The sequence below is a fragment of the Streptomyces sp. NPDC000348 genome, from assembly GCF_042898795.1.
Lineage (GTDB): Bacteria > Actinomycetota > Actinomycetes > Streptomycetales > Streptomycetaceae > Streptomyces.
Genome location: NZ_JBIAZD010000017.1, coordinates 158778 through 179245 on the forward strand (window position 1 = coordinate 158778; position 20468 = coordinate 179245).

The window sequence follows — 20468 nt, forward strand, 5'->3', positions numbered from 1 at the left end:
GCGGCCCGGTGCGGTCACTGGGCCGGGCCCCCCGGCCGGGGGGTGGTGCTGCCTACACCCCCGGGCCCGCCAGCACCCTCGCCTCCACCTCCGGATCGAGCCCCTTCACCGTCCGGTCCGGGCGCTGCGGCGCGCTGCCGCCGATCTCCCGCAGCCAGGCCCAGGTGTCGGCCACGGTCTCGGCGACCGGGCGGCAGCGCAGTCCCGCCGCGACCGCCCGGGAGACGTCCGCCGCGTGCAGCGCGTCGTGCAGGTCGCTGCCCGGCGGCACCCACACCGGCAGCTGCGTCCACGGCTCGATCCCCGCCCCGAGGATCACCTCCGGAGCGGTCCACCGCAGCTCGGCCGCGCCCCCGGTCACCCGGACGCAGGCGTCGAGGAGTTCGCCCATCGTGGCGTGGCCCTGCGGGGACATGAGGTTGTACGGCCCGCTCAGCCCCTGCCCGGCGGCGTCGAGGATCCACTGCGCGAGGTCGCGGACGTCGACGTACTGCAGCGGCAGATCACGCGGACCCGGCGCGAGGACCTGACCGCCGCGCGCCGTCCGGTTCAGCCACCAGGGCAGCCGGCCCACGTTCTCGTACGGCCCGAGGATCAGTCCCGCCCGCACCAGCAGCGACCGGTCCGCGCCGAAGGCGTCCACGGCGGCCAGCTCACCGCCCCGCTTGTCCCGCGCGTAGTCCGTGGGACCGGCGTCGGCAGAGGCGCCCCCCACCACGGGCGCCCGCTCGGTGTACCCGGCGGGCGGGGCCCAGTCGTACACCGAGCAGCTCGACACGTACACGTACCGGCCGGCGCGGCCCCGCAGCAGCCGCGCCGTGTCCCGCACCGCGCGCGGTGCGCCCGACCAGGAGTCGACGACGACGTCCCACTCCCCGGGGTCCTCGTCGAGCGCGGCCGGACCGCCCGGCGCGGTGCGGTCGCCCAGCAGCGTCCGCGCGCCCTTGGGGGCCGGGTGCCGTCCCCGGTGGAAGACGGTCACCTCCCAGCCCCGTCCGAGGGCCGCCTCGACGACGGCCCGGCCCGCGAACTCCGTACCACCCAGCATCAGAAGCCTCATACCGGTGACTCTGCCCGGCCGGGTGGCGCGGGGGAACGGTGATCTGCTGTCGGCAGACCGGCCGTACGGGGCTCAGCGCCCGGCCCGCGGCACGTACTTGTAGCCGACCCGGCGCACCGTGCGGATCGCGTCCCGGTGTCCGGCGCCCAGTTTGCGGCGCAGCCGGGCGATGTGGACGTCGACGGTACGGCCGTCGCCGACATGGCCGTACCCCCACACCGTGCCGACCAGGTGGTCTCGGGTGTGCACCCGGTTCGGGTGCGTCACGAGATGGGCGAGCAGCTCGAACTCCAGGTAGGTGAGGTCGAGTAGACGTCCGTCGACATGGGCGGTGCGCTGCGCGGTGTCGACCCGGATCAGCGGGTCGCCGTCGGTTCCGGTACCGGGGGAGCCGGCCGGGTCCGGCACCGCGACCGGGAACGGCGGCTGCTGGTCGGCGGGGACCAGCACCAGGTAGCCGACCATCGGGGGACGGCCGGGCAGGACGGGCAGGGCGTTCTGCGGCGCGGGTAGCCAGGTGGCGCCCGGCGGCAGCAGATCCGCGACGGTCACCACCTCGTCCCGGTCGACGGCACGCAGCCGGGGGTGGCCGGGGGCGGCGGGGGAGACGGAGGACAGGGGGGACAGGGAACGGGGGGTCGCCATGAGACGTCAGCTCTTTCGCGCGAAGGGGGTCGTCGAGGACGTACGCGGTTCGCGCCGGCCGAAGGCCGGGAGGAGATCCGGGCGTTAGAGGGCCGGCGCGTTCGTCGCGCGACAACACACCCGGTCGAAGTCGTGGTGCTGACGGGAAGGCCAGAACGGCTCGAGGTCACGGCGACCCGTCGCGTCGTACTTCCGGAAGCTGGCCATGGGTCCATTGAAGCAGACACCCGTGGTCCGCAGGAGCCCCTTTCCACTGCTCGGACAACGCGAAGGGGCGCCCACCCGGCGGTGGACGCCCCTCACGCGGACTGCGGTGCGGATCAGACCTGGCCGGCCTTCTCCAGCGCGGTGCAGCACGTGTCGACCAGCAGACGGGTCACCACGTACGGGTCGACGTTGGCGTTCGGACGGCGGTCCTCGATGTAGCCCTTGCCGTCCTGCTCGACCTGCCACGGGATGCGGACCGAGGCGCCGCGGTTCGAGACGCCGTAGGAGTACTCGTTCCACGGGGCGGTCTCGTGCAGACCGGTGAGGCGGTCGTCGATGCCGGCGCCGTAGTTCTTGACGTGGTCCAGCGGCTTGGAGCCCTCACCGAGCGACTCGCACGCGGTGATGATCGCGTCGTAGCCCTCGCGCATCGCCTTGGTGGAGAAGTTGGTGTGTGCGCCCGCACCGTTCCAGTCGCCCTTGACCGGCTTGGGGTCGAGGGTGGCGGAGATGTCGAAGTCCTCGGCCGTGCGGTAGAGCAGCCAGCGGGCGATCCACAGCTGGTCGGAGACCTCCAGCGGGGCCAGCGGGCCGACCTGGAACTCCCACTGGCCGGGCATGACCTCGGCGTTGATGCCGGAGATGCCGAGGCCCGCCTTCAGGCAGTTCTCCAGGTGCGCCTCGACGACGTCGCGGCCGAAGATCTCGTCCGAGCCGACACCGCAGTAGTAGCCGCCCTGCGCGGCCGGGAAGCCGCCCTCGGGGAAGCCGAGCGGACGGGCGCCCTTGAAGAAGGTGTACTCCTGCTCGATGCCGAAGATCGGCTCCTGCGCGGTGAACTTCTCGGCGACCTCGGCCAGCGCGGCACGGGTGTTGGTCGGGTGCGGCGTCATGTCCGTGTTCAGGACCTCGCACAGCACCAGGACGTCGTCACCGCCGCGGATGGGGTCCGGGCAGACGAAGACCGGCTTGAGGACGCAGTCGGAGGCGTGGCCCTCGGCCTGGTTGGTGGAGGAGCCGTCGAAGCCCCAGATCGGCAGCTCCGCGCCCTTGGCGTCGTCGGCCAGGATCTTCGTCTTGGAACGCAGCTTGGCGGTCGGCTCGGTGCCGTCGATCCAGATGTACTCGGCCTTGAAGCTCACGGTCCACATCCTTCGGGGGTGGGTCTGGGCGCTTGTGCGGGTGCTGCGGCGCTGCGGCACTGGGGCGCCGCCGTCGATGGCAGGCAGCCTGTCAACAGGCGATTTCCCGGCCATTGCCCGAATGTGAACCCCGTGTTACCTGACACTGCCGTGTCCCGCCTCACCGTGTGAGTGGGCGCGGGGAGGGGCGCTCTGTATGCGATGGGACGGGACGAAGCGATGCCGGGACGACACGATGCCGGGACGCGGAAGGGCCCGCCGACCCGGTGGGGGAGCGGCGGGCCCCGGCGATCCCGGGCGTCAGCCCACCTTCTCGATCACCGCCCGGCGGATCAGGAACCTGCCGGCCTCGCGGACCTGCTCGAAGGCCGCGTCGTTGAGCAGCACGCAACTGCCGGACACCGAGGTGACCTCCACCGTCGTGGACTTGCCGTTGTCCAGGTTGGTGACCTTCAGCCTCGTGCCGGCCGGGAACCGGTCGCTGGACGCGGCCGGGGCGCCGCCCTCGCCGGAGAGGGTGACGGTCGACCCGTTGCACACCTGCTCACCGGAGGCCTGGCCGGCTTGTCCGCCCTGGTCGCCCGCGGCCGGCTGCGAGGGAGCGGGCTGCTGCGGCTGCGCGGCCCGGGAGTCCTGAGCCGACTCCCCCACCGTGCACCCGGACGCCTCCTGCTGGCGCCGGATCTGGGCGATGACCGCCTCGCGGTTGGCGATCCGCGCCTCGGACTGCGCGTCCGGGGCGGCCCGCTGGCCCTCGATGAACCTCTGGTTGTTGCCGATCGCGGTGGCGAGACCCTGACAGACGGTCGAGTCCGCCGCCGACCTGGTGGTGGCCGGCGGCGTGGCGTTCGACGTGTTCGCCATGACGAAGGCGCCGCCTCCCGCCACCGCGGCGGCGCTCAGCAGCAGCGCGAGCTTCTTCTTCGGGCCGGGAGTTCTCCTGCGCGACATGCGCGCCTCCTGAAGAGGTAGGGGAGCGTACGCCGCTATGTACGAGATGCCGAACGGGGCTGCTCAGTGGCCGGGCCGACTCGTCGAAGTGGCCTGCGTCACACGGCCGTCAGCGGGAGAGGGCGTCCCGTACGGCGTCCTCCGTGCGGCCCACGACCGCCGTGCCGTCGTCCGCCGTGATGATCGGCCGCTGGATCAGCTCGGGGTGCGAGGCGAGCGCCGTGATCCAGCGGTCGCGCGCGCCGGCGTCCCGCGCCCACTCCCCGAGCCCCAGCTCCGTCGCGACGGCCTCCCGGGTCCGGGTGATGTCCCACGGCTCCAGCCCGAGCCGCTCCAGCACCGCCCGGATCTCGTCCTCGCCCGGCACGTCCTCCAGGTACCGGCGCACGGTGTACTCGGCCCCCTCGGCGTCGAGCAGGCTGAGGGCGCTGCGGCACTTGGAACAGGCGGGATTGATCCAGATCTCCATGCCGCCCACGGTACGCCGCCCTGCTGTTGTTCGATTTTACGGCCCCCTCCCGCGTGCCTCGCGGGACCGGTGTGACACCACGCCAAAACCCTTGCCCACCAGGGCATTTATTGGCTCTTTCGGGCCTGCTGATTGTCAGTGGGGGGCAGTAGACTGGAAGCAGTGTTCGAGGGTGGTGCCGGGGTCGTCGTGGGCCCCGGCGGGCCGCCCCGACCGCGACAGGAGGATGCCGTGCCCGCTGCCGCACTGAAGCCGAAGCCCCTGCCCACCCAGTCCACCGCGAAGCGTCCCGTACTGCTCGAACTGCCCTGCGCCCCGGTGGAGAAGCACCCGCTCCCGGCGGGCCGCCCGCGCGAGTGGTACGTCACGCACAACCGCCGGCTCAAGGCGATGCGGCTCGCCATCGCCCTGCTCGACTCCGGCGTCTACCTGCCCCGGCAGGCCCGCAACGAGAAGATCCGCACCACGGCGGAGCTGATCGGCGTCCACCCGCCGTCGGACACCACGTGTCACATGGTGCGCGCGTTCATGCGCCACAACCGCTGAGTCCCGGACCGGTGCCGGGCGGACTCCGTGTGCGGGGCGCCCGGCACCGGTACGCCGGGCGCTGAGGCAGTATGGGCGGGTGAGGGCGCTGCCCTCGCCCCGAAGTCGCCGCGGTCCGGCGGCACTTGTGCCGACAGGTCGCGCGGTCGCGGCCCTGCCGGAGGAGAAAGGTACGACGGTTGGCTGAGGAGAGGACGGTCCCGGTCCCGTCGGCCTGGATGACGCCGTCCGGCCGGTACGGACGCGCCGTCGCCCGGGCGTGCGACATCGGTGTCGCGCTGGTGGTCCTGGTGGCGGCGGAGTACTACGACGGCGAGTACGACCTGCTCCTGGGCGGGCTGATGGCGCTGTGCCTGCTGGCCCGCAGACGGTTCCCCGGCACGGTGCTGGCGGCCGTCCTGGCGCTGGGCGTCGTCCAGTTCGTCCTGTACGACCTGCCCGAACTGCCGTTGGCGTCGGCGCCCGCCTCGTACGACGTGGCCGTGCTGTTCGCCATGGTGTCGGTCGTCCACCACTCCCGGACCCCCTGGATGCCGTATCTCGCGGGCGCCGTGGTGCTGCTGGCCACGGCGGCCGGGACGGTGGGAATGCCGGCCCTCGGCATCGAGCCGTTCGTCGAGCCCGAATCGCTCCTGATCTTCTGGGGGCTGACGCTGACGGTCTGGCTGACGGCCTTCGTCCTGCACACGCGGCGCCTCTACGCCGAGAGTCAGACGGCCCGCGCCCGGCACGCCGAGCGGGAACAGGAGCAGCGCGTCCGGCTGGCCGCGGCCAGGGAGCGGGCCGAGATCGCCCGTGAACTGCACGACGTGGTGGCGCACAGCCTGGCCGTGATGATCCTCCAGGCCGACGGCGCCGAGGCCGTGCTGCGGAAGTCGCCGGACATGGCGGAGTCCGCACTGAAGACGATCGCCGCCACGGGCCGGGACGCGATCGACGACATGCACCGCATCGTCCGGGTGCTGCGCGAGGGGAACCCGGACCCCGGCGACCCGGACTCCGCCGACGGCGGCCCGCCACGGCGCCTGGTCACCCTCGACGAGATCGAGGTCGTCGCCGAACGCGCCCGGGCCGCCGGGCTCACCGTGGACGTGTCGGTCGAGGTCGGCGAGGGACGGCTGTCGCCGGCGGAGGAGATGACGGCCTTCCGCATCGTCCAGGAGTGCCTCACCAACGTGCTCCGCCACGCCGGAGCCGGGGCCGGGGTCGACATCCGGCTCCATGAGGAACAGGGCACCCTGCTGATCGGTGTGGTCGACGACGGAGCGGGCGCCCTCGCCGGCCGCGGCGCCGGCGGGCGTTCCGGGGGGAACGGACTCGTGGGGATGCGGGAGCGGGTGGAGCTCGCCGGCGGCAGCTTCGAGGCCGGCCCCCGGCTCGGCAGCGGATGGCACGTACGTGCCTCGATTCCGACAAGGACGAAATGATGACGCGGACGGACAGGCCGATCAGGGTGGCCGTGGTGGACGACCAGCCGCTGATCCGGGCCGGTTTCTCCATGGTGCTGGCCGGTCAGGACGACATCGAGGTCGTCGGTGAGGCGGAGAACGGGGCGGACGTCCTCGACCTGCTGGAAAAGGTCGAGGCGGACGTCGTCATCATGGACATCCGCATGCCCGTCATGGACGGCATCCAGGCCACGGAGCGGCTGATGCGGCGGGACGACCCGCCCGGCGTGCTGGTGCTGACCACCTTCGACAACGACGAGGACGCGTTCGCGGCCCTGCGCGCCGGAGCCGGCGGCTTCCTGCTGAAGAACGCTCCCGCCACGGAGGTCGTGAACGCCATCCGGGTCCTGGCCGCGGGGGAGTCGGTGGTGGCGCCGCGCATCACCCGGCTGCTGCTCGACCGGGTCTCGGACCGGCTGGCACCGGCGAACGGACAGGCCGAACGGCTGGACGCCCTCACCGCGCGTGAGCGGGACGTGCTCACCCTGGTCGCCCGGGGGCTGTCCAACGCCGAGATCGCGGCGGAGTTGTATGTCGCGGGGGCCACGGTGAAGACGCACCTGGGCAACCTCATGGCCAAACTGCACCTGCGGGACCGTGCCCAGGCCGTCGCGTTCGCCTATGAGTCCGGACTGGTCCGTCCCTCCCCCTGAGGGTGCAGAAGCGCCCCCGGGTTCTGCCCCCGGAGGCGCAGGGACCACCCCGTCCGGTGTGCCAGATCCGCCGCCTCCGATCTCGGATCCGTGGCCGATGTCCGGGGAACCGCCGAACTCCAGACTTCTCACCGTCGCCGAACGCGACCGAGAAGACACCTGGAGGACCCGATGAACACCACGCCCACCACGCCCGCCACGTCCACCGCCCCCGCCACGAAGAACCGCAAGCGGAACCGTCTCGTCGTCGGCGCGGCCGCGGCCGCGATCGCCGCGGCCCTGGCCGCCGGAGCGGGCTACTGGTGGCTGGACCGCGACGAGCTCAGCCAGGCCTCCGCCGAGGACTGCCGGCTGGCGCAGCGCATCGTCACCGAGGCCGAGGAGATCTCCACCGGCCCCGCGCCGGAGGCGGAGAAGTGGTGGCAGGAGACCGGCGACGAGCGCCGCGCGAAGATGAAGGACGGTTACCTCGGAGCCAAGATCTCCCAGTACGAGGGCTGGGCGCTCGCGACCGCCCAGAAGTCCCCCGAAGCGCCGTCCGCGAAGGACGTGAAGAACCTCCAGGAAGAGGCGCGGGGACACTGCTCGGACTCCGGCGTCACCCTCACCATGCCGCCGCTCGGCGCCTGACCCGGATCGCGAGAACCGTCCCCATGGCTGTCCACACCGCCGCCCGCGACCGCGCACCGGACGACGTCATCACCGCCACCGACCTGGTGAAGACCTACCGCCAGGGCACCGCCGAGGTACGGGCCCTCGACGAGGTGTCCGTCGGTATCCGGCGCGCCCGGTTCACCGCCGTCGTCGGCCCCTCCGGGTCGGGCAAGTCGACCCTGATGCACTGCGTCGCCGGACTCGACACCGTCACCTCCGGCAGCATCGTCCTGGACGGGACGGAGATCACCGGACTGTCCGACCGGCAGCTGACCCGGGTGCGCCGGGAGCGGATCGGGTTCGTCTTCCAGTCGTTCAACCTGCTGCCGCAGCTGACGGCGTACGAGAACATCGTGCTGCCCGTCGCGATGTCCGGCGGGCGCCCGGACCGCGCCCTGGTGGACCACCTCTGCGAGGTCCTCGGCATCGCCCACCGGCTCTCGCACCGCCCCGCCGAGCTGTCCGGGGGCCAGCAGCAGCGGGTCGCCGTGGCCCGGGCGCTGGTGGCCCGGCCGGCCGTGCTCTTCGCCGACGAACCCACCGGCAACCTCGACTCCCGGGCCGGCACCGAAGTCCTCACCATGCTGCGCCGGTCCGTCGACGACCTCGGCCAGACGGTCGTGATGGTCACCCACGACCCCGCGGCGGCGCGGTACGCGGACCGGGTGCTGACCCTCGCGGACGGACGCGTCGTCGAGGACGAGCACACCGCCCCCGTCGGCGACGTCGTGGGGAGTCGGCGATGAGCACCCCGTGGCGCGCGACCGTCCTGGGTTCCCAGGTGGCGGAACTCCTGCGGCGGCCCGGACGGTTCGCGGCGACCGGACTGTCGCTGCTGATCGCGGCGTTCGTCGTCTTCGGGACCGTCATGGCCCAGCAGATCATCACCGCGACCGTCGTCGAGAAGTTCCGTGGCACGCCCGAAGCGGTGTCGCTGGTGGTCACGCCCGGCGACGGGGAGGACATCGGCGAGGACCGCCTGAGCGAGATCCTGAAGACGCCCGGAGTCACCGAGGCCGTCGGCCGGCTCGACGGCGGCAGCCCGCTGGACGGCAGCGCCGTCGAACGCTACCTCGCCCTGTCCGCGGACCCCGGCACCGGCGCCCTGGCGGAAGTCCGGCTGATCGACGGCACGTACCCCTCCGGACCGGGCCGGCTCGCCGTCGACACCCGGGCCGCGCGGGAGTACGGTCTCGCTCCGGGATCGTCGCTCACCCTGCTCCGGCCCGAACCCGACGGCGAGGGCACCCGACGGGTGACGGTCGAGGTCAGCGGCATCGTCCGCGGCACCGCCACGGACGACGCGGAGCCCACCGGGTACGCCCCCGGCCCCCAGCTCGGCGAACTGCTCGGAGTGTCGGGCTACTCCCGCATCGACATCCGCACCGACACCGCGTCCTCCGCGTCCGGCTCCGTGGATCCGGCGGAGCGGATCCGGCGGGCGGTGCCCGGAGCGCGGGTGCGGTCCGGGGACGAGGTGCGGGCGGAGGAGGCCCGCGAGGCGGTGGCGGAGGCGGAGGACACCCTGGAACTGGTCACCGTCTTCCTCGCCGTCGCCGTCGGCGCGGCCGTCCTCGTCGCGACCTCCACCTTCCGCATCGTCTTCGCACGGCGCGTACGCCAGCTGGCGCTGCTGCGCGCCATCGGGGCGACCCCGCGACGGCTCGCCGCCGCGCTCGTCGCCGAAGGGGCGGTGGTCGGCCTGCTGGCCGGCGCGACCGGTGTGCTGGCGGCCTGGGGCTGCGGGCGGCTCGTCCCCCCGGTCGCCGGGCGGTTCGGGCACGACCTGTCCGCCCCCTCCCACCTTCCGCTGACGGAGGTCGTCCTCACCGTTCTCGGCACCGGCCTCCTCGCGGTCCTGGCGGTCCTGGCCCCGTCCCTGAGCGCCTCGCGGGTCTCCCCGCTGCAGGCCCTGCGCAGCGCGGCGTCCGGGGAGGGCACGGTGAGCGGCGTCGGCCGGACCCTGCTGGGCCTGCTGTGCGCGGCGGGCGCCGCGCTCCTCGCATGGCGGCAGTACGGCGGGCTGCCGCAGCCGGGTGACACGGAGTTCGACCGGTTCGCGGCGCTGACCGTCGTGGTGCTCTCGGGCGGGCTGGCCTTCCTGGCCCTGATCGCCCTCGGCCCCCGTCTGGTCCGGCCGGTGCTGTCGGCCGTCGCCGTGCCCCTGCGCCGCACCGGTGCGGCCGGCCGGCTCGCGGTCGCGGGCGTCGGGGGCGCGCCGGGCAGGGCGGCCTCGGTCTCGGTCGTCGTGGCCCTCGGCGTCTGCCTGGTCGGCTCGACCCTGACCTGCCTCGCCTCCCTGAACGCCTACGAGCGCTACCGGCAGGCGGTGGAGGCACCCGCCGACTTCCACCTGTACCCACGGGACGGCGAGACGCTGGACCGGTCGCTGGCCGCCGATCTCGCCTCGCACCCCGAACTCGCCGACGTGACCGCGTTCCGTACGGCGGAGGCCGTCGAGGGCTCCCGCGGCGCGACCGTCTCCGACCTCGACCTCGGCACCGTCCGCTCCGGCGTGGGCCTGACCGCCCGCACCGGCTCCCTCGACCACCTCGAACCCGCCCACGTCGTCGTGGACGCCGACCACGCCCACCGGCTTGGCGTCCGGGCGGGCGACCAGGTGACGCTGGAGTTCGAGGGCCGCCCCGTCGAACTCACCGTGGCGGCGACGCTGTCCGGAGCCGGCCCCTACGGGGGGAACTTCTTCGTCCCCGCCGCGGACCTCACCCGTATGGGAGCGGACGCCGCGCCCACCACGGTCACCGCCGACGCCTCGCAGGACGGCGCCCAGGGGCGGATACGCGCGCAGCGGGCCGTTACCGACACGCTGACCGGCCGGGAGCGCGGCGACGGCCGCGTCATCGCCGAGGACTCGGCCGCACAGGCCGGCGAGTCGGACGACCTGCGGACGATGGCCACGACAGTGATCATGGTCCTGGGGCTGACCGTCCTGGTGGCGGTCGTCGGAGTCGCGACCACGGCGAGTCTCACCGTCGTCGAACGGGGGCGTGAGTTCGGGCTGCTGCGGGCCCTGGGGCTCAGCGGGGCGGCCGTGCACCGCATGGTCACGGTGGAGTGCGCGCTCTACGGCGTACTGGGCGGGGTCCTCGGTCTGGCCCTCGGCATGCCGTACTCCTGGCTGGTGGTCCGGGTCGCCGAGACGAGTGCCCCGTTCAGCGTGCCGGCCGGGGAGCTCGCGGCGGTCTTCACCGCCCTCGTCCTGGTGACCGCCGCCGCGGGCACGGTGCCCGCCCTCCGCGCCTCCCGGACCCCACCGACGGTCGCCGTCGCACAGGACGAGTAGCGGCAGCGCGTGCCGCCGGGCGCCCGGCCGGCTGTCGAAGGCGCCCGGGGGAGCGACGGGCCGGCCCTACAGCCCCGGCGCGCCCCACACGGGGAACCAGCGGCCCAGGTCCCCCTCGACGGGCAGCTCTCCGGTGAGTACCGCCCGTATCCGCAGCGCCAGCGCGTTGTCCCGCCGCTGCCGATCGCCGGGCGGCGGGGCGAAGGGGTAGAACGTGCCGCGTTTGTAGAGGTAGACGAGCGCGAGCCGCCGCCCGTCGTCGTCGCGGAAACCGGCCAGCGAGCAGAGCAGCTGCGGGCCGAAGCCGTTGGCCTCCATGGCGCTGTTCACCGCGTGCACGTCGTTCACCAGGAGCGGCAGCTCGTCGGGGGGAGCGGTGGGAGACGAGCCAGGAGTAGCCGTAGGAGTCGCGGCTCAGCTCCACCGGGGCCCGGCCGGCGTCCGCGTCCAGCAGGGCGCGCACCTCGCGGTGCGTCTGCTCGAAGGCCGCGCCCTCGACCGTCGCGAAGCAGACCGCGCCCTGACCGGTCGCCCTGAAGCCGGCCGCGGCCTCCAGGCTCACCGCCGCCGACGGCAGCGCGAAGAGCCGGTCGAGATCCGGCCCCACGGCCCTGGACCGGCCGAACAGGACGTCCAGCAGCCTCATGGCCGCTCAGGGCTTCCCGGGCAGTGCCGCCTCACCCAGCTCCGCTGAGATACGGCCCAGCTGGTCGAGCCGCTGCTCCAGGCTGGGATGGGTGGCGAAGAACCGGCCGAGACCGGGTTCGGCACCGAAGGCGGGCGTGAAGTAGAACGCGTTGAAGGCCTGGGCCGTGCGCAGGTCCTTGGTCGGGATCCGGGCGATGTCGCCGGTGACCTTGGTGAGCGCGGACGCCAGTGCCGAAGGGCGCCCGGTGAGCAGGGCGGCGGCCCGGTCCGCCGCCAGCTCCCGGTACCGGGACAGGGCCCGGATCAGCAGGAAGCTGATCGCGTACACGGCCGCGGAGACGCCCATGACGACCGCCAGGACGGCCATGGTGTTCTGGTCCCGTCGGCCGCCGCCGAAGAGCTGCGAGTAGAAGGCGAAACGCACGATCAGCCCCGCGATCACGCCCAGGAAGGACGCGACCGTGACCACGGCGACGTCCTTGTGCGCCACGTGTGACAGCTCGTGCGCCACCACGCCCTCCAGTTCGGCGGGCTCCAGCCGTCGCAGCAGCCCCGAGGTCACGCAGATCACGGCGTTGTCGGAATTCCGGCCCGTCGCGAACGCGTTCGGCATGTCCATCGCCGACACGGCGACCACCGGCTTGGGCATGTCGGCCAGTGCCGACAGCCGGTCGACCACTCCGTGCAGTTCCGGATAGTCGTCCCGCTCCACGATCCGGCCGCGCATCGCGAACAGTGCGATCCGGTCGGAGAACCAGTACTGCGCCCCGAACAACAGCGCCACGATCACCACGACCAGCACCCAGGACTTCAGCAGCGCGATCAGCGCGGCGACGAATCCCACGTACAGCAGACCGAGCAGGAAAAGCGTGGTTCCCATCCGCACGGTCAGTCCCCGGTCGCTCCGGAAGCGGCTGCGTATCCGCCTCACCTCGCAGTCGGGCACGCGTCCCGATGTCCAGTGTGCACCCGCCCGGGCCCCGGAGAGGCCTCAGTAGGCCCCCCGGGAATTGACGTAACCCAGCAGCACGATGACCACGGCCACGCAGCCGAGCACCACCGCGGTCGACACCCACGACGAGCGGCCGGACGATCCCCGGTACTCCGGTTCGCCGCGGAACGGGACGGGGCCGGGCGGGTTGTCCTTCCAGCGCGCGGCGAGCATGCGGGCCCGCGCCGACGGCTCCTTGTGCGCGGCGCCGTCCGCCCACGTGAGGTCGAACTCCCGCTCCTCGTCGTCCCTTTCGGACATCCCCGTGACCTTCTCTCGAACAACGGTGTCAGGGCAAGGATCCCTCTCCGGGCACGGAGAGGGAAGCTTTCCGGACACACGACGGCGCCCCCGCCCCGGAGGAACCGGAGGCGGGGGCGCCATGGCCCGATCACACGTCGAAGTAGAGCTCGAACTCGTGCGGGTGCGGGCGGAGCTGGAGCGGGGCGATCTCGTTGGCGCGCTTGAAGTCGATCCACGTCTCGATCAGGTCCGGCGTGAAGACGTCGCCCTGGAGGAGGAACTCGTGGTCGGCCTCGAGGCGGTCGAGGACCGCGCCGAGGGAGGTCGGGACCTGCGCCACGTTCGCGTGCTCCTCGGGAGCCAGCTCGTAGAGGTCCTTGTCGATCGGCTCGGCCGGCTCGATCTTGTTCTTGATGCCGTCCAGGCCCGCGAGCAGCAGGGCCGAGAAGGCCAGGTAGGGGTTGCCGGAGGCGTCCGGGGCGCGGAACTCGACGCGCTTGGCCTTCGGGTTCGACCCGGTGATCGGGATGCGCATCGCGGCGGAGCGGTTGCGCTGCGAGTACACCAGGTTCACCGGCGCCTCGAAGCCCGGCACCAGACGGTGGTACGAGTTCACCGTCGGGTTGGTGAAGGCCAGCAGCGACGGCGCGTGCTTGAGGATGCCGCCGATGTAGTAGCGGGCGGTGTCCGAGAGGCCGGCGTAGCCCTGCTCGTCGTAGAAGAGCGGCTCGCCGCCCGCCCACAGCGACTGGTGGACGTGCATGCCCGAGCCGTTGTCACCGAAGATCGGCTTCGGCATGAAGGTCGCGGTCTTGCCGTTGCGCCAGGCGACGTTCTTCACGATGTACTTGAAGAGCTGCAGGTCGTCCGCGGCGGCGAGCAGGGTGTTGAACCGGTAGTTGATCTCGGCCTGGCCGGCGGTGCCCACCTCGTGGTGCTGGCGCTCGACCTTCAGGCCGGCCTTGGCCAGCTCCAGGGACATCTCGGCGCGCAGGTCGGCGAAGTGGTCGACCGGCGGGACCGGGAAGTAGCCGCCCTTGTAGCGGACCTTGTAACCGCGGTTGTCCTCCAGCGCACCGGTGTTCCAGGCGCCCGCCTCGGAGTCGATGTGGTAGAAGGACTCGTTCTCCGAGGTCTTGAAGCGCACGCTGTCGAAGACGTAGAACTCGGCCTCGGGACCGAAGTAGGCGGTGTCCGCGATCCCGGTGGAGGCCAGGTACGCCTCGGCCTTCTTGGCCACGTTGCGCGGGTCACGGGAGTACTGCTCGCCCGTGATCGGGTCGTGGATGAAGAAGTTGATGTTCACCGTCTTGTCGCGGCGGAACGGGTCGACCCGGGCCGTGGACAGGTCCGCGCGCAGCGACATGTCGGACTCGTGGATGGCCTGGAAGCCGCGGATCGACGATCCGTCGAACGCCAGCTCCTCGTCCGGGTCGAACGCCTCGGCGGGGATCGTGACGTGCTGCATCACACCCGGGAGGTCGCAGAACCGGACGTCGATGAACTTGACGTCCTCGTCCGCGAGGTACTTCTTGGCGTCGTCGGCGTTCTGGAACATCCAGCTCCTCCTACTCCCGACCGTCCCGCCGGGGTGGTAGATCGTTCGTGTGGCCAGTGCGGGTGGCACACGCTCCCCTCGACCCTAGGGACGGGTCATTTCTCGGGCGTGACCCATTTGTTTCGCACAAGTTAACCGGCCCCTTCTTCCACGGTAGCCCCGGCGCACCCCGCCGTCCTGCGGTCATATCCGGGCGCAGTACCGTGGACGGGTGGACAACAGGCAAGCAATCGGATCATGGCTCTCCGGGCCCCGCGCGGCCATGGAGGACGCCGGTGCCGAGTTCGGTTACCGGGGTGAGCAGCTGGGGCTGCCGGAGAACGGACCGGGATCGATCGCACGCCCCGGCCGCAGGCTCGGCGCCCTCGCCGTGGACTGGGGCCTGTGCGTCCTGATCGCATACGGTCTCATCACCGACGGCTACGGACAGGCGACCGGCAACTGGGCGCTGCTGGTGTTCCTCGTGCTGAGCGTCCTCACCGTCGGCACGGTCGGCTTCACGCCCGGCAAGCGGCTGTTCGGTCTGCGGGTGGTCGCCCTCGACACCGGCCGGGTCCAGCCGCTGCGCGGGCTGGTGCGCTCCGTCCTGCTCTGCCTCGCCGTCCCCGCGCTCGTCTGGGACCGCGACGGCCGCGGCCTGCACGACCGGCTGGCCCGCACGGTCGAGGTGCGGATCTGACGTCCGCTCCCGGGGAGGACGACGGGACACGACGACGGGGGCGCCGGAAGTGATTCCGGCGCCCCCGTCGTCGTAGAGGAAGTCGTGGAGGAAAGGTGGGTCAGCGGCTCCTCGGCCCGCCGCCCTTCGGCAGTCTCATGCCCTTGGGCATCGGGCCCTTCGGCAGCGGCATGTTGCTCATCAGGTCGCCCAGGGCGCGCAGCCGGTCGTTGGTCGCGGTGACCTGGGGGCCGGTGAGCACGCGGGGCAGCTTGAGCATGGTCGTACGGACCTTCTTCAGCTCGACCTGGCCCTCGCCGGTGCCCACGATCAGGTCGTGCACCGGGACGTCCGCGACGATGCGGTTCATCTTCTTCTTCTCGGCTGCCAGCAGGCTCTTCACCCGGTTCGGGTTGCCCTCGGCGACCAGCACGATGCCGGCCTTGCCGACCGCGCGGTGCACCACGTCCTGGTTGCGGTTCATCGCCACCGCGGGGGTCGTCGTCCAGCCCCGGCCGATGTTGTCGAGCACGGCCGCGGCGGCGCCCGGCTGTCCCTCCATCTGTCCGAAGGCGGCCCGCTCGGCCCGTCGCCCGAAGACGATCGCCGTCGCGAGGAAGGCGAGCAGGAAGCCCAGGATGCCGAGATAGATGGGGTGCCCGATCAAGAAACCGATCGCGAGGAAGACACCGAAGGTGACGATTCCGACAGCCGCGAGTACAAGACCGATCTTCTTGTCGGCCCTGCGGGTCATCTTGTAGGTCAGGGCGATCTGCTTCAGTCGCCCGGGGTTCGCAGCGTCCGCTGCGGTTTCCTTCCTCGCCATGCCATGAAGTCTACGTGTCCCCGCCGGGGGCGGTCGGTCAGGGGCGGGTCGTCAGGGACGGGGTGCTCAGGGCCTGGTCGAGGACGCGCTGCGCCTCGATCCGGTCCTTGGCGCGGCGGCGGTCCTCCAGCACCGAGTTCCAGGCGTTGCGGCGGGCGGTGCGCTGGCCGCCGCTCATCAGCAGCGACTCGACGGCGCGCAGCGCGGTGGCGAAGGACGGGATGGCGGTGGCGCGGACGGGCGCGGCCTGCATGGCGGAGGTCTCCCTCGGTGCGGGCGGGTAGGGGTGTACCTGCTGTGATTCCAGGCTCACTGACTGGTGTTACCAGGGCGTGACCGACCGGTCAAACAGGCATGAAGCCTCGGTGGGAGGGCCCGGAACGCCGGCGCGGCCCCGACCTGTGCCCTCATCTGCGAGGACGGTCGGGGCCGCGTCGTCCCGGCCATTACTGGCGGGTAGAGCCTTGTGCGTGAATTCACACGCTGTCGGCGGTGTGGCGCCGGACGGCTCCGGGGCGTGTCAGACGGCCTGGGAGGCGACGTACGCGCCCCGCTTCTCGACCGCCATCCGGTAGAGCCGGCCGGCGCGGTACGAGGAGCGGACCAGCGGGCCGGACATCACACCGGAGAAGCCGATCTGCTCGGCCTCCTCCTTCAGCTCCACGAACTCGTGCGGCTTCACCCAGCGCTCGACGGGGTGGTGGCGCACGGAGGGCCGCAGGTACTGGGTGATGGTGACCAGTTCGCAGCCGGCGTCGTGCAGCTGCCTCAGCGCCTCGCCGACCTCTTCGCGGGTCTCGCCCATGCCGAGGATCAGGTTCGACTTGGTGACCAGTCCGTAGTCGCGGGCGGCGGTGATGACCTTCAGGGAACGGTCGTAGCGGAAGCCGGGGCGGATCCGCTTGAAGATCCGGGGCACCGTCTCGACGTTGTGCGCGAAGACCTCGGGGCGGGCGGAGAAGACCTCCTCGAGCTGCTCGGGGACCGCGTTGAAGTCGGGGGCGAGCAGCTCGACCTTGGTGCGGCCCTCCGCGCGGTCCGCCGTCTGGGCGTGGATCTGGCGCACGGTCTCGGCGTACAGCCAGGCGCCGCCGTCCTCCAGGTCGTCACGGGCGACGCCGGTGATGGTGGCGTAGTTCAGGTCCATCGTGACGACGGACTCGCCGACGCGGCGGGGCTCGTCGCGGTCCAGCGCCTCGGGCCTGCCGGTGTCGATCTGACAGAAGTCGCAGCGCCGGGTGCACTGGTCGCCGCCGATGAGGAAGGTCGCCTCGCGGTCCTCCCAGCACTCGTAGATGTTGGGACAGCCGGCTTCCTGGCAGACCGTGTGCAGCCCTTCGCTCTTGACGAGGTTCTGCATCTTGGAGTACTCGGGGCCCATTTTCGCCCGGGTCTTGATCCACTCGGGCTTGCGCTCGATGGGGGTCTGGCTGTTGCGGACCTCCAGGCGCAGCATCTTGCGTCCGTCGGGTGCGACTGCGGACACGACCGGCTCCCTAGCGTTTGATTCTTCGGCGTGCTCAAGCGTACGCCCGTTGTTTTGAAACCCGGCGTGGGCGCCGGGCCTGCCGGGGGCTGCCGCCCCCGGGCTCCCGTCCGTCCCCGGACGGGCCTCGTCCCCGGACGCCGGGCAGGCTTCCTACGCCGGTGTCTTCTCGATGTCCCGGGGCTTCAGGTCCGCGTTCTCCAGGACGTCCCGGAGGTGGCGCTCCGCGACGGGGAGCACCTCGGCGATCGTGATGTCGCGCCCCAGCTCGTTCGCCAGGGAGGCGACGCCCGCGTCGCGGATGCCGCACGGGATGATCCTGTCGAACCACTTGTTGTCGGGGTTCACGTTCAGCGCGAAGCCGTGCATCGTGACGCCCTTGGCCACGCGGATGCCGATCGCGGCGATCTTGCGGTCCTCGCGGCGCTGACCGGCGTTGGAGGGCGCGTACTCCGGGCCGTTGAGGCGGGGGTCGAACTCGTCGTCGTGCAGCCTGGGGTCGAAGTCCAGGGAGAGTCCGCCGAGCGCGGGGCGCCGTTCCACCGGGTCGCCCAGCACCCACACCCCGCTGCGGCCCTCGACCCGGGTGGTCTCCAGGCCGAACTCCGCGCAGGTGCGGATCAGGGCCTCCTCCAGGCGGCGGACGTGCGCGACCACGTCCACCGGGCGGGGCAGCTTCTGGATCGGGTAGCCCACCAGCTGGCCGGGGCCGTGCCAGGTGATCTTGCCGCCGCGGTCCACGTCGATGACCGGGGTGCCGTCGAGGGGGCGCTCGTTGTCCGCGGTGCGCCGGCCGGCCGTGTAGACCGGGGGGTGCTCCAGGAGGATCACGGTGTCGGGCACCTCGTCGGCGAACCGCGCCGCGTGCACCCGGCGCTGCTCGTCCCAGGCCAGTCGGTAGTCCACGGCCTCGGCCCCGAAGCCCATCCGCACGAACCGCAACTCACTCACGGCAAAGCGCCTCCCTACAAGGTCGTCAGGCACGAAACGCGCCCACGCCACTGTACGACCGTTCGAGTGGGTGCCGGGGGGCGGCCGTCCGGCCCGGCCGTCCGGCCCGGGTGTCCGGCCGGGGGGCGTTCGGTCGGGGGTGCCCGGCCTGGGGTGCCCGGCCGGGGGAGCGCGGAAGGGGTGTGCGGCCGGGGCGTCAGCCTTCGGGCAATCCTCACACGATCGGATGAATGCCGGATGAAGCGTGCGATTGCGTGCTCACTCTCCGCTACATTCGCGCCGTCCGTGTGGCCATAAGGGCTGCTCACAGGCAATCCGGGCACCTCGCTCAGCCGGAAGGCAGGAGACCGCACCGCAGATGACGGAACGACCCGCGCAGCGCACTCCCAACCGACAGCTCGCCGCGCTCATCGCAGAAGCGGGGTTCTCCAACGCGGGACTCGCCCGTCGCGTGGACCAGCTCGGTCTCGAACACGGGCTCGACCTGAGATACGACAAGACGTCCGTCACCCGCTGGCTGCGCGGACAGCAGCCCCGCGGTACGACGCTGGCGCTGATCGCCGAGGTCTTCACCCGGCGTCTGGGCCGGCGGCTGACCGCGCAGGACCTGGGGCTGGACGCCTGTGCGCCGGTCTACGCGGGGCTGGAGTTCGCCGCCACCCCGGAGGAGGCCGTCGACATCGTCAGCGGGCTGTGGCGCAAGGACTCCGGCAGCCACGCCGAGCTGCGGAAGATCGCCTTCACCTCGGCGGGGCTGGTCGTCCCGAGCCGGGACTGGCTGATCGGGCGGGCGGACGAGAAGGTGGCCCGGACGGAGCCGCCGGTCCGGGTTCCGGCGCAGGGCCGGCCGCCGGTCCGGCCGTCCGAACTGCTCGCGCGCCGGCGCGCCACGGCCGAACGCGGTCCGGGCCACCGGGTCACCGGCGGTGACATCGCGGCGCTGCGGTCGGTCGGCGAGCTGTTCCGCACGCTCGACGACGCGTACGGCGGCGGGCACGCCCGCCAGGCCCTCGTGCGGTACCTGGAGCACGAGTGCGAACCGATGCTGCGCGGCACGTACGGCGAGCAGACCGGCCGCCGGCTGTTCGCGGCGGCCGCGGATCTGACCCGGCTGGCCGGCTGGACGTCGTACGACATCGCCGCGCACGGGCTCGCGCAGCGGTACTTCGTGCAGGCGCTCCGGCTGGCGCAGGCGGCCGGGGACCGGCCCTACGGTGCGTACGTCCTGGTCACCATGAGCCGGCAGGCCGTCTACCTCGGGCACGGGCGGGAGGCCGTGCAGCTCGCGCGGGTCGCCCAGCAGGGGGCGGGCGGGTCCGGCCCGCCGGTCGTGCAGGCGCTGCTGCACGCGGCCGAGGCGCGTGGGCACGGGGTGCTGGGGGAGGTGCGGGCCTGCACGGCGGCGCTGGTGCGCGCGGAGCGGGCGCTGGAGGGCGCGCGGCCCGGGGACGAGGTTCCGTACTGGGCGCGCTTCTTCGACGAGGCGCAGCTCGCTGACGAGTTCGGGCACTGCCACCGGGATCTGCAGCAGTTCCGGGCCGCCGCGCAGCACGCGGAGCGGTCGCTGCAGTTGCGGGCGCCGGGGTACGCCCGTAGCCGGCTCTTCTGCCGGATGGTGCTGGCGACCGCCCGGCTCGGTCTGGGGGAGCTGGACCAGGCGTGCCAGCTGGCCGCCGAGGCGGCCGGTCAGGCGGCGGAGATGCGGTCGGTGCGGGCCGTCGAGTACGTCCGGGACTTCGAACGGAAGCTGGAGCCGTACCGGGACGCGGCTCCCGTACGCACGTACCGCGACAAGATCGCGGCATACGGCTGAACCCGCGTGGCGCCCGCGGCTTCGGTGGGGCGGGTGTGATGCCCGCGGCTTCGGTGGGGCGGGCGTGGTGCCCACTGTCCGGTGGGTGGGTCGGGGCCGGGGGGGGGGGGGGGGGGGGCCGCCCCCCGCGCCGCCCCCCCCCCCGGGGGGGGGGGGGGGGGGGGGCCGCCCCCCCCCCCGCGGGGGGCCCCCCCCCCCCCCCCCCCCCCCCCCCC

The 20468-nt window shown here is 72.5% G+C and carries 20 protein-coding genes and 1 pseudogene; 8 read left to right on the forward strand and 13 right to left on the reverse strand.

Annotated features, from left to right (window positions below; translation table 11 throughout):
• Positions 1-52: 52 nt before the first annotated feature.
• From ACFY3N_RS28455 to ACFY3N_RS28475, 5 genes are all read right to left on the reverse strand, one after another.
• A complete protein-coding gene (locus tag ACFY3N_RS28455) occupies positions 53-1060 on the reverse strand; it encodes an NAD-dependent epimerase/dehydratase family protein (RefSeq protein WP_390819613.1) in 1008 nt (335 codons plus the stop codon).
• Between the two features lie 72 nt (positions 1061-1132).
• Entirely contained in the window at positions 1133-1705 is a 573-nt protein-coding gene (locus ACFY3N_RS28460) for a winged helix-turn-helix domain-containing protein (RefSeq protein ID WP_390819614.1), read from the reverse strand.
• Positions 1706-2025: 320 nt separating this feature from the next.
• Positions 2026-3054 carry a glutamine synthetase gene (gene glnII / locus ACFY3N_RS28465; RefSeq protein ID WP_390819615.1) on the reverse strand — a complete coding sequence of 343 codons (1029 nt, stop codon included), beginning with the start codon at positions 3052-3054 and terminating at the stop codon, positions 2026-2028.
• A gap of 300 nt (positions 3055-3354) precedes the next feature.
• Positions 3355-4005 (reverse strand): hypothetical protein, encoded by a 651-nt coding sequence (locus ACFY3N_RS28470; RefSeq protein ID WP_390819616.1) that lies wholly within the window; start codon positions 4003-4005, stop codon positions 3355-3357.
• 109 nt (positions 4006-4114) lie between these two features.
• Positions 4115-4474: an ArsC/Spx/MgsR family protein gene (locus ACFY3N_RS28475; RefSeq protein WP_390819617.1), complete on the reverse strand. Its 360-nt coding sequence runs from the start codon at positions 4472-4474 to the stop codon at positions 4115-4117.
• A 231-nt stretch (positions 4475-4705) separates the two neighbouring features.
• Here ACFY3N_RS28475 and ACFY3N_RS28480 point away from each other — a divergent pair, with 231 nt between their 5' ends.
• From ACFY3N_RS28480 to ACFY3N_RS28505, 6 genes are all read left to right on the forward strand, one after another.
• On the forward strand, positions 4706-5020 hold the full coding sequence (locus tag ACFY3N_RS28480; RefSeq protein WP_390819618.1) for a hypothetical protein: 315 nt from the start codon (positions 4706-4708) through the stop codon (positions 5018-5020).
• A gap of 179 nt (positions 5021-5199) precedes the next feature.
• Positions 5200-6447: a sensor histidine kinase gene (locus ACFY3N_RS28485; protein ID WP_390819619.1), complete on the forward strand. Its 1248-nt coding sequence runs from the start codon at positions 5200-5202 to the stop codon at positions 6445-6447.
• Positions 6447-7121 carry a response regulator gene (locus tag ACFY3N_RS28490; protein WP_390819620.1) on the forward strand — a complete coding sequence of 225 codons (675 nt, stop codon included), beginning with the start codon at positions 6447-6449 and terminating at the stop codon, positions 7119-7121. The genes ACFY3N_RS28485 and ACFY3N_RS28490 overlap by 1 nt, the downstream gene beginning before the upstream one ends.
• 171 nt (positions 7122-7292) lie before the next feature.
• A complete protein-coding gene (locus ACFY3N_RS28495; RefSeq protein ID WP_390819621.1) occupies positions 7293-7751 on the forward strand; it encodes a hypothetical protein in 459 nt (152 codons plus the stop codon).
• A gap of 86 nt (positions 7752-7837) precedes the next feature.
• Entirely contained in the window at positions 7838-8521 is a 684-nt protein-coding gene (locus tag ACFY3N_RS28500; RefSeq protein ID WP_390819636.1) for an ABC transporter ATP-binding protein, read from the forward strand.
• The gene (locus tag ACFY3N_RS28505) at positions 8518-11079 is read left to right on the forward strand and encodes an FtsX-like permease family protein (RefSeq protein WP_390819622.1); all 2562 of its coding nucleotides are present in this window, start codon (positions 8518-8520) and stop codon (positions 11077-11079) included. The genes ACFY3N_RS28500 and ACFY3N_RS28505 overlap by 4 nt, the downstream gene beginning before the upstream one ends.
• Positions 11080-11145: 66 nt before the next feature.
• Here ACFY3N_RS28505 and ACFY3N_RS28510 read toward each other — a convergent pair.
• The 4 genes and pseudogenes from ACFY3N_RS28510 to glnA all read right to left on the reverse strand — a co-directional run bounded on the left by ACFY3N_RS28510 (position 11146) and on the right by glnA (position 14519).
• Positions 11146-11725: pseudogene (locus ACFY3N_RS28510) on the reverse strand (hypothetical protein).
• A gap of 6 nt (positions 11726-11731) precedes the next feature.
• Positions 11732-12649 (reverse strand): zinc metalloprotease HtpX, encoded by a 918-nt coding sequence (gene htpX, locus ACFY3N_RS28515; RefSeq protein ID WP_390819637.1) that lies wholly within the window; start codon positions 12647-12649, stop codon positions 11732-11734.
• A gap of 69 nt (positions 12650-12718) precedes the next feature.
• On the reverse strand, positions 12719-12979 hold the full coding sequence (locus ACFY3N_RS28520; protein WP_390819623.1) for a hypothetical protein: 261 nt from the start codon (positions 12977-12979) through the stop codon (positions 12719-12721).
• Positions 12980-13109: 130 nt separating this feature from the next.
• Positions 13110-14519 (reverse strand): type I glutamate--ammonia ligase, encoded by a 1410-nt coding sequence (glnA, locus tag ACFY3N_RS28525; protein WP_390819624.1) that lies wholly within the window; start codon positions 14517-14519, stop codon positions 13110-13112.
• Positions 14520-14730: 211 nt separating this feature from the next.
• Between glnA and ACFY3N_RS28530 the strand changes: the two genes are divergently transcribed.
• The gene (locus ACFY3N_RS28530) at positions 14731-15198 is read left to right on the forward strand and encodes an RDD family protein (protein WP_390819625.1); all 468 of its coding nucleotides are present in this window, start codon (positions 14731-14733) and stop codon (positions 15196-15198) included.
• Positions 15199-15298: 100 nt separating this feature from the next.
• Here the strand turns inward: ACFY3N_RS28530 and ACFY3N_RS28535 are convergent, their stop codons facing one another.
• The 4 genes from ACFY3N_RS28535 to lipB all read right to left on the reverse strand — a co-directional run bounded on the left by ACFY3N_RS28535 (position 15299) and on the right by lipB (position 18440).
• The gene (locus tag ACFY3N_RS28535; RefSeq protein ID WP_390819626.1) at positions 15299-16003 is read right to left on the reverse strand and encodes a DUF4191 domain-containing protein; all 705 of its coding nucleotides are present in this window, start codon (positions 16001-16003) and stop codon (positions 15299-15301) included.
• 37 nt (positions 16004-16040) lie between these two features.
• Positions 16041-16256 carry a hypothetical protein gene (locus ACFY3N_RS28540; protein ID WP_390819627.1) on the reverse strand — a complete coding sequence of 72 codons (216 nt, stop codon included), beginning with the start codon at positions 16254-16256 and terminating at the stop codon, positions 16041-16043.
• A gap of 267 nt (positions 16257-16523) precedes the next feature.
• Complete coding sequence (gene lipA, locus ACFY3N_RS28545; RefSeq protein ID WP_390819628.1) at positions 16524-17489, reverse strand: lipoyl synthase; 966 nt, start codon at positions 17487-17489, stop codon at positions 16524-16526.
• A gap of 153 nt (positions 17490-17642) precedes the next feature.
• On the reverse strand, positions 17643-18440 hold the full coding sequence (gene lipB, locus ACFY3N_RS28550) for a lipoyl(octanoyl) transferase LipB (protein WP_390819629.1): 798 nt from the start codon (positions 18438-18440) through the stop codon (positions 17643-17645).
• A gap of 358 nt (positions 18441-18798) precedes the next feature.
• Here lipB and ACFY3N_RS28555 point away from each other — a divergent pair, with 358 nt between their 5' ends.
• Positions 18799-20253: a regulator gene (locus tag ACFY3N_RS28555; RefSeq protein ID WP_390819630.1), complete on the forward strand. Its 1455-nt coding sequence runs from the start codon at positions 18799-18801 to the stop codon at positions 20251-20253.
• Positions 20254-20468: the final 215 nt, after the last annotated feature.

Coding starts and splice junctions, on each gene's coding strand:
- ACFY3N_RS28455 (WP_390819613.1), bottom strand. CDS start 1,060: ATGAGGCTTCTGATGCTGGGTGGTACGGAGTTCGCGGGCCGGGCCGTC.
- ACFY3N_RS28460 (WP_390819614.1), bottom strand. CDS start 1,705: ATGGCGACCCCCCGTTCCCTGTCCCCCCTGTCCTCCGTCTCCCCCGCC.
- ACFY3N_RS28470 (WP_390819616.1), bottom strand. CDS start 4,005: ATGTCGCGCAGGAGAACTCCCGGCCCGAAGAAGAAGCTCGCGCTGCTG.
- ACFY3N_RS28475 (WP_390819617.1), bottom strand. CDS start 4,474: ATGGAGATCTGGATCAATCCCGCCTGTTCCAAGTGCCGCAGCGCCCTC.
- ACFY3N_RS28490 (WP_390819620.1), top strand. CDS start 6,447: ATGACGCGGACGGACAGGCCGATCAGGGTGGCCGTGGTGGACGACCAG.
- ACFY3N_RS28495 (WP_390819621.1), top strand. CDS start 7,293: ATGAACACCACGCCCACCACGCCCGCCACGTCCACCGCCCCCGCCACG.
- ACFY3N_RS28505 (WP_390819622.1), top strand. CDS start 8,518: ATGAGCACCCCGTGGCGCGCGACCGTCCTGGGTTCCCAGGTGGCGGAA.
- ACFY3N_RS28520 (WP_390819623.1), bottom strand. CDS start 12,979: ATGTCCGAAAGGGACGACGAGGAGCGGGAGTTCGACCTCACGTGGGCG.
- glnA (WP_390819624.1), bottom strand. CDS start 14,519: ATGTTCCAGAACGCCGACGACGCCAAGAAGTACCTCGCGGACGAGGAC.
- ACFY3N_RS28535 (WP_390819626.1), bottom strand. CDS start 16,003: ATGGCGAGGAAGGAAACCGCAGCGGACGCTGCGAACCCCGGGCGACTG.
- ACFY3N_RS28540 (WP_390819627.1), bottom strand. CDS start 16,256: ATGCAGGCCGCGCCCGTCCGCGCCACCGCCATCCCGTCCTTCGCCACC.
- ACFY3N_RS28555 (WP_390819630.1), top strand. CDS start 18,799: ATGACGGAACGACCCGCGCAGCGCACTCCCAACCGACAGCTCGCCGCG.